The sequence below is a fragment of the Sutcliffiella horikoshii genome, from assembly GCF_002157855.1.
GTDB lineage: Bacteria > Bacillota > Bacilli > Bacillales > Bacillaceae_I > Sutcliffiella_A > Sutcliffiella_A horikoshii_C.
The window spans coordinates 3,394,894-3,409,046 of sequence record NZ_CP020880.1; the positions used below are offsets into that span (position 1 = coordinate 3,394,894).

14 protein-coding genes, 1 pseudogene and 1 riboswitch are annotated in these 14,153 nt (G+C 42.2%); of the genes and pseudogenes, 9 read left to right on the forward strand and 6 right to left on the reverse strand.

The genetic code is table 11. The annotated features are described in order from the left end of the window. Positions 1–3 precede the first annotated feature (3 nt). The 3 genes from B4U37_RS17375 to B4U37_RS17385 all read right to left on the reverse strand — a co-directional run bounded on the left by B4U37_RS17375 (position 4) and on the right by B4U37_RS17385 (position 1,808). Positions 4–1,203, reverse strand: a complete 1,200-nt coding sequence (locus tag B4U37_RS17375) for an MDR family MFS transporter (protein WP_187442466.1) — start codon at positions 1,201–1,203, stop codon at positions 4–6. A gap of 161 nt (positions 1,204–1,364) precedes the next feature. Further along, a complete protein-coding gene (locus tag B4U37_RS17380) occupies positions 1,365–1,529 on the reverse strand; it encodes a hypothetical protein (RefSeq protein WP_010195300.1) in 165 nt (54 codons plus the stop codon). A gap of 15 nt (positions 1,530–1,544) precedes the next feature. After that, positions 1,545–1,808, reverse strand: a complete 264-nt coding sequence (locus B4U37_RS17385) for a YtzC family protein (protein WP_088019263.1) — start codon at positions 1,806–1,808, stop codon at positions 1,545–1,547. A 165-nt stretch (positions 1,809–1,973) separates the two neighbouring features. Here B4U37_RS17385 and mnmL point away from each other — a divergent pair, with 165 nt between their 5' ends. Further along, the gene (mnmL, locus tag B4U37_RS17390; protein WP_029326454.1) at positions 1,974–2,945 is read left to right on the forward strand and encodes a tRNA modification radical SAM protein MnmL/YtqA; all 972 of its coding nucleotides are present in this window, start codon (positions 1,974–1,976) and stop codon (positions 2,943–2,945) included. Further along, entirely contained in the window at positions 2,942–3,514 is a 573-nt protein-coding gene (mnmM, locus tag B4U37_RS17395; RefSeq protein ID WP_088019264.1) for a tRNA 5-(aminomethyl)-2-thiouridylate-methyltransferase MnmM, read from the forward strand. Before mnmL ends, mnmM begins: the two co-directional genes overlap by 4 nt. 103 nt (positions 3,515–3,617) lie before the next feature. On the opposite strand, the gene B4U37_RS17400 is transcribed toward mnmM, so the two are convergent. Then, positions 3,618–4,688: a tetraprenyl-beta-curcumene synthase family protein gene (locus B4U37_RS17400; protein WP_088019265.1), complete on the reverse strand. Its 1,071-nt coding sequence runs from the start codon at positions 4,686–4,688 to the stop codon at positions 3,618–3,620. Positions 4,689–4,690: 2 nt separating this feature from the next. After that, on the reverse strand, positions 4,691–5,482 hold the full coding sequence (locus tag B4U37_RS17405) for an alpha/beta hydrolase (protein WP_088019266.1): 792 nt from the start codon (positions 5,480–5,482) through the stop codon (positions 4,691–4,693). An 80-nt stretch (positions 5,483–5,562) separates the two neighbouring features. Between B4U37_RS17405 and B4U37_RS17410 the strand changes: the two genes are divergently transcribed. The 6 genes and pseudogenes from B4U37_RS17410 (at position 5,563) to B4U37_RS22730 (ending at position 10,395) form a co-directional block, all read left to right on the forward strand. Next, complete coding sequence (locus B4U37_RS17410) at positions 5,563–6,081, forward strand: gamma carbonic anhydrase (RefSeq protein ID WP_088019267.1); 519 nt, start codon at positions 5,563–5,565, stop codon at positions 6,079–6,081. 337 nt (positions 6,082–6,418) lie between these two features. Next, entirely contained in the window at positions 6,419–6,958 is a 540-nt protein-coding gene (locus B4U37_RS17415) for a phosphatase PAP2 family protein (RefSeq protein ID WP_088019268.1), read from the forward strand. Positions 6,959–6,979: 21 nt separating this feature from the next. After that, on the forward strand, positions 6,980–8,122 hold the full coding sequence (locus tag B4U37_RS17420) for a glycosyltransferase family 4 protein (RefSeq protein ID WP_010195286.1): 1,143 nt from the start codon (positions 6,980–6,982) through the stop codon (positions 8,120–8,122). A gap of 121 nt (positions 8,123–8,243) precedes the next feature. Next, the gene (locus tag B4U37_RS22615; protein WP_088019269.1) at positions 8,244–8,375 is read left to right on the forward strand and encodes an RAxF-45 family protein; all 132 of its coding nucleotides are present in this window, start codon (positions 8,244–8,246) and stop codon (positions 8,373–8,375) included. A gap of 134 nt (positions 8,376–8,509) precedes the next feature. Further along, positions 8,510–10,131: pseudogene (gene abc-f / locus B4U37_RS17430) on the forward strand (ribosomal protection-like ABC-F family protein); the annotation flags it as partial. After that, a complete protein-coding gene (locus B4U37_RS22730; protein ID WP_425444119.1) occupies positions 10,132–10,395 on the forward strand; it encodes a hypothetical protein in 264 nt (87 codons plus the stop codon). A gap of 70 nt (positions 10,396–10,465) precedes the next feature. On the opposite strand, the gene metK is transcribed toward B4U37_RS22730, so the two are convergent. Further along, positions 10,466–11,665, reverse strand: a complete 1,200-nt coding sequence (gene metK / locus B4U37_RS17435) for a methionine adenosyltransferase (protein WP_088019270.1) — start codon at positions 11,663–11,665, stop codon at positions 10,466–10,468. 178 nt (positions 11,666–11,843) lie between these two features. Further along, positions 11,844–12,010, reverse strand: a riboswitch (SAM riboswitch). A 408-nt stretch (positions 12,011–12,418) separates the two neighbouring features. Here metK and pckA point away from each other — a divergent pair. Further along, positions 12,419–14,005 carry a phosphoenolpyruvate carboxykinase (ATP) gene (pckA, locus tag B4U37_RS17440; RefSeq protein ID WP_088020346.1) on the forward strand — a complete coding sequence of 529 codons (1,587 nt, stop codon included), beginning with the start codon at positions 12,419–12,421 and terminating at the stop codon, positions 14,003–14,005. Positions 14,006–14,153: the final 148 nt, after the last annotated feature.

A 14,153-nucleotide genomic window follows, 5' to 3' on the forward strand; every position in this document is an offset into this window, starting at 1 on the left:
GTTTTAGGATGCACTTTTAGATAGTTCAGGTACATTTGTAGCAGTTGCTTTTAATTTTCGATCATAAATAGACGTAGTAAAAATCGCGACCAACATGAAGGCCATCAACACTCCAAACAGCATCCCCATGCCGGAAAGATCCACCAATACTCCACCCATGAATGGTCCGAGCATTCGTCCTCCTGTTGCCGTTGAATTGACAATTCCTTGATAGAATCCTTCACGTCCCTTTGGAGCGAGCTGGTTTGCAACTGTCGGCACGGCCGGCCAAACGAACATTTCACCAATAGTAATGATAATCATGGCTGCAACAAAAGCCGTGTACTGCTCCGCAACTCCTACTACCGCAAAGGAAATAATGAAAATGACCAATCCGACGATAATCTGTGTTTTCAGCGTTTTTGTGTATTTTTTTACTATCCATGAAATGATAGGTTGCGCTAACACAATCATTGCCCCGTTGATTGTCCATAAAATGCTGTACTGTTTAAGCGATATGCCAAGCGATTGCGTATGTGTCGCGATAGTCGTCTGCCACTGTACATAACCCATCCAGCAAAGCAAATAACCGATACATACCGTTAACAGAGCATAAAGTTTCGTGTGGTCTTTTACTTTCTTCTTCTGATCAAGAATGGAAGTCTGGCTTGTCGGGTTTGCCTGGATTTTCCGATACCCGAAAAGAGCTATTGTAAAAAATACCGCATATGTGACCGTATTCGCAAGGAATATGTAGTCAAAACGGATGTCGGCAACTAGCCCTCCTAGTGCCGCACCAATGGCAACTCCGAGATTCTGTGAGACATACATGGCATTAAATGCTTTGCGTCCGCCTTCCTTCCAGACAGAACCCGCCATTGCGTACATGGAGGGAAAAACAATTCCTGAACCAAATCCAATGATGGTGAGGTACACCACATAAAAAGTCCATGAGTGATTAATGGTCATTCCAATTAATGCTGTAATAGTGATGGAAATGCCTAACAAAATCGAACGGTAGCCACCGATTTTATCAAAAAGGATCCCACCCATCAGGTTGCCGATGACACTGGCACCAGCATTGACCATTAACACAAGACCCGCTACAGACAGGGATTTTCCGAGAATGTCATGAATGTATATTGTATTTAACGGCCATAAAAAAGAAGCCCCTGTTACGTTTATTGCCATTCCAATAACTAATAACCAAAGGGCTCTGGGCATTTTTCGCATTTCCACATGCCCTCCTTCAACCAAATTATTTCGAAATCCAAAATAATTGTAATCCGTTTTGAAGGGAGTTTCAATATAAAAAACTTCAAATTTGAAAGTGTATGTATTCTGACTTTTGGGACGAACAAAAAAGCAGCACTTAGGCTGCTTTTTTATTCATTTTCGCTATGATTTTTGGAGCGGACAGGCTGGGACTTTTTAAGGTTTTTTTGCTTTACTTCTTTCACCGGATTATATTCTGCACCCATTTCGATTGCAGTGTTTTCGGCATTTCTCGTTTTTTGTTCCGGGTTATTTTGTTTAGAGCGTTTTTTCATAATTAGAAGCCTCCCTTAATGTCTTAATAGAGTCATTTCATTTTGCAGGTTTTGCAATTGAAGACGCATACGGTTCAATTGCTCACGTTGTTGTGCATTACAACTTTGGGAAAGGTGCATCAAGTCATTATAAGTTGCCTCAATCTGCTCTTGAGCGCTCGAAAACTCTGTATCATTGTAGTGTTCCAATTGTTTTGCTTCTGTGTACTGCGCATGTGCATTGCGCAGTGCATCTTCACATTGTTGTATAAACTGTTCAACAGATTCTCTAGTTGCCATGATTCCATTCACCCCACATTTTTTCTGTGTACTCGGCTTTATTTTGCTCATTTTTCTTAAGTCCATGCGAAAAAAATGGGCAGCATTGAAGCAGAAGCAATTTACATGCTAAAATGGTTTGTTAGCAATAATGGATAAAAAAGAGGAGGAGTACGGATGAACAACATGAAGAAAAAAAATCCGTTCCCATATTCCGTTGAAGATAAACGATATCACACCTGGAATTATCATCTTCGCAATCATTTTGGACATAAGGTGTTTAAGGTTGCGTTAGATGGCGGCTTTGATTGCCCGAACCGTGACGGCACAGTGGCACATGGTGGCTGTACGTTTTGCAGTGCCGCTGGATCTGGTGACTTTGCTGGAAATCGAGCAGATGATTTAGTGACACAGTTCAATGAAATAAAAGATAAAATGCATCACAAATGGAAAGACGGTAAGTATATGGCCTATTTTCAGGCTTTCACCAATACTCACGCCCCTGTAGAAGTTCTTAGGGAAAAGTACGAAACGGTGCTAAAGCAAGAAGGGGTAGTCGGACTTTCGATCGGAACACGTCCAGATTGCTTGCCTGATGATGTGGTTGAATATTTGGCAGAACTGAATGAACGCACTTATTTATGGGTGGAACTTGGCTTGCAGACAGTTCATGAACGTACCGCGCTCTTGATCAACCGTGCACATGACTTTGAAACATACGTGGAAGGCGTCAACAAACTTCGAAAACACGGTATTCGTGTATGTTCCCACATTATTGATGGTCTTCCGCTTGAAGATAACAAAATGATGATGGAGACTGCAGAGGCTGTTGCGAAGCTAGATGTGCAGGGAATCAAAATTCACTTGTTGCATCTTCTGAAGGGGACTCCGATGGTGAAGCAATATGAAAAAGGGATGCTTGAGTTTCTGTCCTTTGATGATTACATTCAGCTTGTTTGTGATCAGCTAGAAATCTTACCGCCTGAGATGATCGTACACCGTATTACTGGAGACGGTCCTATTGATATTATGATTGGTCCTATGTGGAGTGTGGATAAGTGGTCTGTATTGAATGCCATTGATGCAGAGTTGAAAAGACGAGATAGCTGGCAGGGGAAATTCTATGTTAGTGGTGACGTTGGTGGTGATGAACGATGAAGTTGGAACGAGTATTACCTTACAGTAAAAAAATCATGAAGCTTGCCTTAACTGAGGGGGATATAGCTGTGGATTGTACGGTCGGAAACGGCCATGACACCCTCTTCCTCTCAGAGCTTGTCGGAGAAAATGGTCATGTGTTTGGCTTTGATATTCAGGCGGAAGCACTATCGAATACGAAAACTTTACTAGCCGAACATGGTGTAGAGTCACGAGTCACCCTTTTTGAAGACAGTCATGCAGAGGTTTTGAATCGCATTCCTTCAGAAAAACATCGTCAAATCAGAGGAGCCGTTTTCAACCTTGGCTATCTTCCTGGCGGCGACAAAGAAATTGTAACCGTTCCGGAAAGTACGATTGAAGCAGTGGACAACCTATTATCCGTAATGGAAAAAGAGGCGGTTATCGTCATCGTCATCTACCATGGGCACCCAGAAGGTCAAGTCGAACGCGACGCCCTGCTTGACTACGTTACCAAACTTGACCAGAAAAAAGCCCACGTCCTCCAATACCGTTTCATGAACCAAATCAACAACCCACCATTTATTATCGCAATCGAAAAAAAATAAAGGAACCGGCTTGAGTGCCGGTTCCTTTATTGCATTAACGCATAGAGGGTCAGACCCCTCTTCTGTTCTCTAAATCACTAAAGCTCGCGTTCCTGCACTTTCTTTATGCGCCACGCCAGCTTTGGAATTTGCGGTATGCCCGTCCGTTCATGTAGAAGAAGTAGGCGGTGCCGCCGCTTGCTTTAATGATGCTTTTGGCCATGGAGGAGATGTCTTTGCAGTCATGGACTTTACGATCTGACAAGTAGACACCGAGCAGTCCGCGATTTATCAAGCGATGAAACTTCTCAAATGGCAATCCGGCTGTATAAACGTCCGCCTGCTCCATAAAATGCCGTAACCTGTCCATAAACACAGATTCACTTTCAAAATATGTGCAGAAATTAAGATCCCCGCCTTCCACGTCCTCCTCCTGGTCAATGAAATAATCCAAAAGAATATGCAGCCCCTGAATATAAGGAAAATAGCCACCTACTATTTTCACGGCATGTTGGGATGTAAAAGATTCGCGGTATCCTTGAGAAACCAGACAGAATATCCCTAGAGTGGACCCTGTACATGCCGAGAATTCATACCATTTCATTGGCGGGAGCTCTTCCTTATGAAGAGCGAACCATTCTTCAAGCCTTGGCACCCGTTCTTCTTCGATCACATGCTTATGTACTTGCAAATCGCAATAATAACCGGCAAGCCTCACTAGGTGCGGAGCTATCCATTCATAATTACGATGAGACCCCAGCACTTCTTGACAGGTCGTCACTAAGCTCGCCAGATACCCTCCATCATCCTGCTCTTCCCGAAATCGATAATATTCTTTCAAAGGTGCTCCTACAGTCAACGCATCCGGCATGGATTCGTGCAGTGCAGCAAAGTCTTCAGGATCCAATGATGTGCTTCTGTCGCATAGATTATCCAAATAATCACTGATCGTCTGATAAGCAACGATAAACTTCACCGCTTCACGAAAATCAGCCCCTGCAAGCAACGATAGAATACCGCCACCTTCACAGTGGAAAGCTTTCGTTTCAATACTTGCCAATGCCTGCTTGCGGAGCTCCTCGTCCGGAATGTCAGACGCTCGCTTTTTCCAATGCTCCAACTCCTGAAATACAACGGGAAACACATCTCGATACACTCTTTTCATCAAAGAAAAAGGATGGGTGGGTACCTTCAAATTTAATCACTTCCTTCTAATTGTAAGTCCACAAAAGCTTTTGCATACCGAAACACGCGGGCACGCTCTGGTTCATTGAATATTTCATGATATAGCCCTTCCCATTCCTTATACGTTTTCTCTTTAGCAGAAAGGGAATTAAACCATGTTTCTGATGCAAACTTATCTACAATCAAATCATCTCCTGCTTGCAAAAGCAAAACAGGAACATCCGGGAACTTCTCAATCCCCGTGAATGCCTGATTCATCGATTGAACAAGTTCACGATACCATCTAACAGATACTTTCGTGATATATAGCTCATCTCCTGCAGCTGTTCTTCTAATCTCTTCGTTCCTTGTCGCTTTATCAATCGTCAAACCTGTCTTGAACTTTGTTTTTGGCAGGATAAAGTTAAGACCTTTTGAAAGAACATCGAGCCCTTTAGTTGGATGATGCAACAGTTTCAAACACGGTGAAGATAAAATAACACCATCCACCATCAACGGTTTCTTTTCCTGCAGTGTTCGGATAACAGCAAGGGCTCCCATGCTATGGCCAATAACAAAGACAGGCGGCTTCAGGAGGTACGCCTCTTTGATCCACTTTTCTACTTCTTCTATATATTCATCAAAATTATCGATATGTCCTCTTCTACGTGTGGAAAGTCCTTGCCCGGGTAAATCTCCCATAATGACATTGAATCCGTTTGTTTTCCACTGGTCCATCAACCATGTGTATCTCCCGTGATGTTCCTGTGCGCCATGGACTATTACGATGGTGCCTTTCGGATCTTCCGCCTCCCACTTCCACATCTCTAAACACTCCCTCAAAAATGAAATTCTTTCTGATATAATAAAATAAAACAACCATTTCTTACAAGCTGGAGGAACTTATGTATAAAATATACCCATATCTTGATAAAAACCCACAGATTGATGAAACTGCCTATCTGGCGGACTTTTCGGTGATTACAGGTGATGTGACCATCGGAAAAGAAAGCAGCATATGGTTTCATACCGTCATTCGCGGCGATGTGGCACCGACCATTATCGGAGACCGAGTAAACATTCAAGATCAATCCCTGCTTCATCAAAGTCCAAATAAGCCATTGATAATAGAAGATGATGTCACAGTTGGGCATCAATGTACACTACATAGCGCATTTGTTCGCAAAAACGCCTTAATTGGCATGGGCTCCATCATCTTAGACGGAGCAGAAATTGGAGAAGGAGCTTTCATCGGAGCCGGCAGCCTTGTTCCTCCTGGAAAACGCATTCCCCCAAACTCTCTCGCATTTGGCCGGCCCGCCAAAGTAGTCCGAGAACTAACAGAAGAAGACAAACAAGACATGGCCCGCATCCGCCGAGAATATGTTGAAAAAGGCCAATTCTACAAATCTGTACAGAACTGATAATTAATCTATTGGATAAAGGTATACACAAGTTAATCGCAGTGGAAGGCGCGCAGACGCCCGCGGGAGGAAGGGACAGGTGAGACCCCGCAGGGCGCAGCCCGAGGAGGCTCACGGACCGCCCACTGGAAAGCGAAGCGCCTAGAACGGAGATTAACCGTTAATACAATGTCACACACACCACCCAAACCCGGGTGGTGTTTTTTATTCTAAAATTTCTGTAAATTTTCCGCCACCAAATTCTTACCCATTCTTTACATAGACTTATAACTTCCTAAATATATTCCATCTAAAATAAATAATAAGAATAAACCCTAGCTAAAAAGGAGCCCTGATGATGGTCAAATTACTAGCTAATTTCTACGAATTCGAATGCAATTTGTTTCGCAGTGTAAATCGTCATTTTGACAGAAAGTATGTGAATTTCTTTTTCCGCACCATCACACATGTAGGCGGAGCCACGTTTACCATATGCAGCCTCCTACTGTTGATTATCTTCAGCAATTATTCCCTTAAACATACAGCGATTGCAGCGGGCCTATCATTGGCGCTAAGTCATATTCCCGTAGCTGTTGCAAAGAAACTTTACCCAAGACGCAGACCATATCTTGCACTTGCTGAAATAAAGGTCGCGACAAACCCGCTTAAAGATCATTCCTTTCCATCCGGTCATACAACAGCCATTTTCTCAAGTATTATTCCTTTTGTCTTATATTTCCCGCCACTGGCAACCCTCCTAGTTCCACTGGCGCTATGTGTAGGCATCTCAAGGATTTATCTAGGACTTCACTATCCATCTGATGTTGCCGTTGGAATGATACTCGGTAGCAGCACAGGGATGGTATCTTATCTATTAGTTGTTCCCCTATTCTCATAAAAAGAAGGAGGTTCACTCACTATGAAAATTGCCATTTTCACAGACACTTTTGCACCTGATGTCAACGGTGTCGCCAAAACGTTAAAGCGATTCACCAATTACTTGGACAACAAAGGACTGGAATATCGCGTATTTGCACCAGAAAGTACGAACAAAGACCTTTTTTCCAGCCAGGTCCACCGCTTTGCAAGTCTTCCATTTTTCTTATATCCCGAATGTCGTCTTGCATTGCCAAATATGTTGTCCGTGAAGGCTGAGCTTTTAAAATTCAAGCCAGACCTCATTCATGTTGCAACTCCCTTTAATATCGGCCTTTGCGGACTTCACTATGCAAAAAAACTCGACATACCTGTAGTTGGGTCTTACCATACTGACTTTGACAAATACCTCGAATACTACGACCTTCAATTTCTGACAAAAGTGCTATGGAGTTATATGCGTTGGTTTCACCGACCATTGCGGAAAATTTTCGTTCCATCCACCGATACCCAGAATCACCTCAACAAACATGGAATCACCAATACTGCCATCTGGCCTAGAGGAGTCGACTGTTCCATATTTTATCCACGGACATCCTCCCAACTTTTAAAAAACAAATTCAACATTAAAGAAAAACATATCCTAACATACGTGGGCAGGCTTGCCCCTGAAAAAGATGTAACCTTGCTTCCGAAAATTCAAGCTTCCCTGCCCCCATCCATTCGTCATGATGTGCACTGGTTAATAGTTGGTGATGGCCCATTAAAACAAGAATTGCATAAAGATGCCCCCGACAATATGAGTTTCGCGGGCTTTCAGTCTGGACAAAACTTGGCAGAAATCTATGCTGGATCGGATGTATTTGTCTTCCCTTCTCCTACCGAAACCTTTGGGAATGTTGTGTTGGAATCTTTAGCATCCGGAACCCCAGTTGTAGGTGCCAATGCAGGCGGTGTCAAAACAATTATCAATCAAGGGGTGACAGGCCATCTGTGCAACCAAAATGATGCTGTTTCGTTCGCTTCTGCCATCACCAGTCTTATAGAAGACGATGAAAAAAGAGAGCAAATGGGATATGCCGGGCGGCACTATGCTTTAGAGCAATCTTGGGACACCATTTTTGAGAGACTCCTCCAGGACTACAAAGCCGCTTTGGAGCCACAAAAACTTCAAATACTTGCGTAGGAAAAGGAGGCCATTGCGCCTCCTTTTCCTCTTGAGCGGTTAAATTGCAAAAAAATTTGCAACATTAAAATGGAATATTATATACTATATCTATCTTACTTGTTCGGAAGGAGGGAAAAAGATGTTACTATCTGTTAATGCTCGCACACAATACATGGCATACTTGCATATTTGTCGTGCAATTTTTCATGATTCAGCTACCAACGGGACACGTATGTCCATTTTTAGACAGCTGAATAGAAAGAACAGATAGTAAGAATCTTTTACCCAACAGCACACCAGATGCATAGTTAGTATATTCTGCATCTTTATAAAACCATGGGAAAGAAGACTTCTTCTTACTCATGGTTTTTTTGTGCGTTCTAATTCTGAAGGAGTGAACAAAACATGATGATATGTACATTAAATAATATAAGTAAAAGTTTTGCAGGCACGATGATTTTTGAGAATGTTTCCATGGAAATCCAGGCAAACGACCGCGTTGGTCTTGTTGGCAGAAACGGAAGCGGAAAAACGACACTGTTTCAACTGATCAGTGGTTTGGAAGCTCCTGATAAAGGAGCTATTCATATAAAAAAAGGCGCTAAAATCGGATACCTTGCTCAAATCCCCTCCTACCCTGACAGGACAACCGGAGAAGATGTGTTGCTTTCGGCTTTCAAGGAAACTGTGGAATTGCAACATAAGCTTCGGGCATTAGAGAACCAAATGGCGGAGGTTGCTGAAGAAAACCAATTAAACAAGATTATGAAGGAGTATGGCGTATTGCAAGAACGGTTTGGTTTTATGGGAGGCTACGAAATGGATGCCTCTATTCAGCGTATTGCAAATGGTCTGAAGATTACACACCTGCTCCCTCAGCCATTCTCAAGCTTGAGTGGCGGGGAGCAAACAAAGATATGCCTTGGCTATATCCTTTTACAAAACCCTGATGTTTTATTGCTTGATGAACCAACCAATCATCTTGATATCTTTTCTGTAGAGTGGCTGGAGCAATATCTTAAAGATTATGATGGAACAGTTGTTGCCATCTCCCATGACCGCTATTTCCTTGATGAAGTAGCAACGAAAATAATTGATTTAGAGGACGGCGAGATTCACACTTATCACACCAATTACAGTGGGTTCCTGAAGGAAAAAGAAGAGCGTCTGCTATTGGAGTTCTCTGCTTATCAAGAACAACAGAAAAAAATCAAAAAAATGAAAGAGGCTATCAAAAGATTGAAGGAATGGGCGAATCAGAGCAACCCACCTAACGCTGCCATGCACCGTCGTGCGAAAAGCATGGAAAAAGCATTAAATAGAATGGAAAAGTTAAAGCGTCCTATCCTGGAAAGAAAGGCAATGGGTCTTCAATTTGATTCCGCAGATCGTAGCGGAAAAGATGTTGTCATTATGGAAAAGGTAAGTAAAGCATTTGATAAGAAAGAACTTTTCAAAGAAATTGATCTTTCGGTTTATTTTAGAGAGCGGGCTGCCATTGTAGGTCAAAATGGTACTGGTAAATCTACTCTTTTAAAGATATTACTTGGAGAACTAGATGCGGATAGTGGTTTAGTGAAACTTGGCAGTAATGCAAAAGTCGGTTATCTTTCTCAGCACATCAAGGCCAGTAATCCAAAACAAACATTAATAGAAGCTTTCCGTGAGGACATTTCGATCACATTGGAACAAGCAAGACATGTATTAGCAAAATTCCTATTCTATGGACCTGCTGTATTCAAAAAGGTGGAGAATTTAAGCGGAGGTGAAAAAATGCGCCTGCGCCTGGCACAGCTCATGCACCAAGACATCAACTTACTGATATTAGATGAGCCGACAAACCACTTAGACATAGATTCCCGCGAAGTGCTAGAAGAAGCTTTAGATGAGTTCGACGGTACCATCATCGCCGTCTCCCATGACCGCTACTTCTTAAATAAATATTTTGAAAAACATGCTGGTTAGAAGATGGAGAGCTCGTTACCTTTGAAGGAAACTATCAGTATGCGCGTGATAAGCGGGAGGAATTGGAGAGGAAAAAGGTTGTAGAACTACCTGAAATCATCAAAATTGAGCAGAAGAAAAAGCAATCCATTTCTGAAGCGAGCGAAAAAAGTGACTACGAAGAATTCGAAAAGCAATTAGAAGATTTGGAAACAGAGATAGTTAAGTTGGAAACTCTGATGAATAATGAAGAAGATTTACTTACACTTCAAAGGCTACAAGATGAACTAACCATTTTAGAAACAGAAAGAGATTCTTTATATTTAAAATTAGAAGAAATCCTTTAGAACTAAAAACCGCCCTAGAATAGGACTCTCAATGAGCCTCATTCTCGGGCGGTTTTCTTTATTAACTATATTAAGCGTTCGCTTGCTCTTTCAAAGCATCTGCCTTGTCTGTTTGCTCCCAAGGAAGATCCAGATCATTACGTCCGAAGTGGCCGTAAGCTGCAGTTTGCTTGTAGATAGGTCGACGAAGGTCTAGCATTTTAATGATTCCTGCTGGACGAAGGTCGAAGTTATTGCGAACCAATTCAACCAATTTCTCTTCAGAAACTTTACCAGTTCCGAAAGTATCAACTGCGATGGATACCGGTTGAGCTACACCGATTGCGTAAGCCAATTGAACTTCACATTTGTCAGCAAGTCCGCTAGCTACGATGTTTTTAGCCACATAACGTGCAGCATAAGCACCAGAACGGTCTACTTTTGTTGCATCTTTACCGGAGAATGCTCCACCACCGTGGCGAGCGTATCCACCGTAAGTATCAACGATGATCTTACGTCCTGTAAGACCGGCATCCCCTTGTGGTCCACCGATTACGAAACGGCCAGTTGGGTTGATGAAGTATTTTGTATTCTCGTCAATCAATTCAGCAGGAACTACTGGCTTGATTACGTATTCCTTGATGTTTCGTTGGATACGCTCCAAGGAAACCTCTGGGTGATGTTGTGTAGAGATTACGATTGTATCGATACGAACTGGTTGGTCGTTCTCATCATATTCCACTGTCACTTGCGTTTTACCGTCAGGACGTAAGTAAGGAAGAACCTCATCTTTTCTTACTTCCGTTAAACGGCGAGAAAGCTTGTGCGCCAGTGAAATAGGTAATGGCATTAATTCTTTTGTTTCATTACAAGCAAATCCGAACATAAGACCTTGGTCTCCAGCTCCGATTGCATCGATTTCTGCATCAGACATTTGACCTTCACGAGCTTCTAGAGCTTGGTCAACACCCATTGCAATGTCAGCAGACTGCTCATCGATGGAAGTAAGTACTGCACAAGTTTCCGCATCAAAACCGTATTTTGCACGAGTATAACCGATGCCTTGGATTGTTTCACGAACAATTTTAGGAATATCTACATAAGTGGAAGTTGTAATTTCTCCAGCTACCAATACCAATCCAGTAGTAACGGATGTTTCACACGCTACACGTGCATTCGGATCATTTGTTAGAATTGCATCCAGGATAGAATCGGAAATTTGGTCACAAATTTTATCCGGGTGGCCTTCCGTTACGGACTCAGAAGTAAATAAACGACGTTGTTTAGTCATTAAAAAAAGTTCCTCCTTTTTTGTTTATGAAAAGCGTTTGACTTCTCTTCACGCACAGCAGTTATATTTGATACGGATCTCAGTTCCTATTGTGATGTTCTATGTTATCTTGTGTAAAAATAGAAAAAACCTTCCCACAAAATTGAGGAAAGGTTTGATGTCGAGATTTAGCCTTTCACTCTTATCGGTCAAGGTCATAGCCTTGCTCAGGTTTAGCACCTTTTCTCAAGCGACCAAAGACTTGGCCTAATACAAAACAGCGGCGTGCTTTTTCGCGCTCGCTCATCCTTTGAGCAGGTTGCTGGGTTTCATAGGGCCTGTCCCTCCACCAGCTCGGAATAAGAGTATCCGTTCAAGGTTCTATATTAGCGCACTAAAACCTTTCATGTCAACAAAAAAGAGAAATAATTCGACATCAATTTACAGGAAATAATTGCTTACTTATATGTAGGTCTTTTATCTTTGAAAATCACTATATCATTTCCTTTTACTTCTTGATGACAGGGTTTATAATGAGGTAGGAAGTTCACCAGAGATTTTAGTGGACAAGCGCTAAAATGATAACGCTTTCAACCTCTTAGGGTATTGCTTTTCCACTCGGATAAGCCTCTTTTTCACAAAATGTTAACGAATTCCTATTAATTTTCATAAAATAAGCTAATTAGTATGGACTATTAAGTTAAATGTGTTATACTTTTTAACAGATGAGAAAATAAATAAGCAAATTATATAATCAAAGGAGAGTTATCCATGATGAAAACGGTTGGGATTGATAATGGGTTAACAAAATTAATATACGGAAGCAACACGCATGTTCAACTGTCTGTTCCTCAATTGGTAGAAAAGATATTAAACCGTAACGAAGGCTGCCTCACTTCAACTGGTGCAGTACTCGCAACGACTGGTAAATACACGGGTCGCTCCCCTAAAGATAAATTTATAGTAGAAGAAGAAATCAGCAAAGATAAAATTGACTGGGGTACCGTCAACGCTCCTATCTCTGAAGATGTTTTTGATCGCCTTTATAACAAAGTTCTCACATACTTAGAAAACAAAGAAGAAGTATTCGTATTTAAAGGATTCGCAGGCGCTGATGAAAAATATCAATTGCCAATCCAGGTTATCAACGAATTTGCATGGCACAATCTTTTTGCACAACAGTTATTCATCAAGCCAAATGAAGAGCAATTGGCAAAACATGAAACCGCATTCAGCATTGTTTCCGCTCCGAACTTCAAAGCGGACCCTGTTGTAGACGGAACAAATTCAGAAGCATTCATCATTATCTCCTTCAGCAAGCGCATTGTACTGATCGGTGGTACAGAATATGCAGGCGAAATGAAAAAGTCCATTTTCTCTGTAATGAATTATCTTCTACCGGAAAACGGCATTATGCCAATGCACTGCTCGGCAAACGTAGGACGCGAAGGCGATGTAGCATTATTCTTCGGTCTTTCCGGCACAGGAAAAACGACGCTTTCTGCTGACCCTAACCGCAAATTGATCGGTGACGACGAGCACGGCTGGTCTAATACAGGCGTATTCAACATTGAAGGCGGATGCTATGCTAAATGCATCGGTCTGACTCATGAAAAAGAACCACAAATCTTTGATGCGATCCGTTTTGGCTCCGTCCTTGAAAATGTAGTCATTGACGGTCAATCTAGAATTGCTGACTATGAGAACTCCACGTTAACTGAAAATACACGTGCAGCTTATTCATTGGATGCAATGGACAATATCGTTCAACCTAGCATTGCCGGTCATCCAAATACGATCGTCTTTTTAACAGCAGATGCAACAGGCGTATTGCCTCCAATCTCTAAGCTTTCTAAAGAACAAGCTATGTTCCACTTTTTAAGTGGTTACACAAGTAAACTTGCAGGCACAGAGCGCGGAATCACTTCACCTCAAGCAACTTTCTCTACTTGCTTCGGTTCCCCATTCTTGCCACTTCCTGCTACGACTTATGCAGAAATGCTTGGGAAGAAAATTGATGAGCACAATGTACAGGTTTACCTTGTTAACACAGGTTGGACTGGTGGAGAGTACGGTGTTGGAAGCCGCATGAAGCTTTCCTACACAAGAGCTATGGTTCAGGCGGCGCTTGAAGGCGACCTGACAAATGTGGAAGTGGAAATGGATCCATATTTCGGCGTTTCCATCCCAGTACATGTTCCAGGTGTACCTGACGAAGTACTGCAACCGAAGAAAACATGGCATAACGAAGAGAAATACGACCAATTTGCACGCGAGCTTGCAGGAAAGTTTAAAGCGAACTTCAAAAAGTTTGAAAATGTACCAGCGGAAGTCCTTGAGTTAGGCGGACCTACGGTATAAGAAACATTTTAGGCCAACCAAGGCTGTGATAGACTTGGTTGGCTTTTTGTTTTATTGGGGACATATAGAGCTGTTCTATTTGACCATTTTCCTCTTTTTAACGGGCGTTCGGGCATATAGAGCCGTTCTATTTAACCGTTTTTCTCAT

Excerpts from the sequence above, each read along its gene's own strand:
- B4U37_RS17375 (WP_187442466.1), bottom strand. The coding sequence starts at position 1,203 with ATGCCCAGAGCCCTTTGGTTATTAGTTATTGGAATGGCAATAAACGTA.
- B4U37_RS17380 (WP_010195300.1), bottom strand. The coding sequence starts at position 1,529 with ATGAAAAAACGCTCTAAACAAAATAACCCGGAACAAAAAACGAGAAAT.
- B4U37_RS17385 (WP_088019263.1), bottom strand. The coding sequence starts at position 1,808 with ATGGCAACTAGAGAATCTGTTGAACAGTTTATACAACAATGTGAAGAT.
- mnmL (WP_029326454.1), top strand. The coding sequence starts at position 1,974 with ATGAAGAAAAAAAATCCGTTCCCATATTCCGTTGAAGATAAACGATAT.
- mnmM (WP_088019264.1), top strand. The coding sequence starts at position 2,942 with ATGAAGTTGGAACGAGTATTACCTTACAGTAAAAAAATCATGAAGCTT.
- B4U37_RS17405 (WP_088019266.1), bottom strand. The coding sequence starts at position 5,482 with ATGTGGAAGTGGGAGGCGGAAGATCCGAAAGGCACCATCGTAATAGTC.
- B4U37_RS17410 (WP_088019267.1), top strand. The coding sequence starts at position 5,563 with ATGTATAAAATATACCCATATCTTGATAAAAACCCACAGATTGATGAA.
- B4U37_RS17415 (WP_088019268.1), top strand. The coding sequence starts at position 6,419 with ATGGTCAAATTACTAGCTAATTTCTACGAATTCGAATGCAATTTGTTT.
- B4U37_RS17420 (WP_010195286.1), top strand. The coding sequence starts at position 6,980 with ATGAAAATTGCCATTTTCACAGACACTTTTGCACCTGATGTCAACGGT.
- B4U37_RS22615 (WP_088019269.1), top strand. The coding sequence starts at position 8,244 with ATGTTACTATCTGTTAATGCTCGCACACAATACATGGCATACTTGCAT.
- metK (WP_088019270.1), bottom strand. The coding sequence starts at position 11,665 with ATGACTAAACAACGTCGTTTATTTACTTCTGAGTCCGTAACGGAAGGC.
- pckA (WP_088020346.1), top strand. The coding sequence starts at position 12,419 with ATGAAAACGGTTGGGATTGATAATGGGTTAACAAAATTAATATACGGA.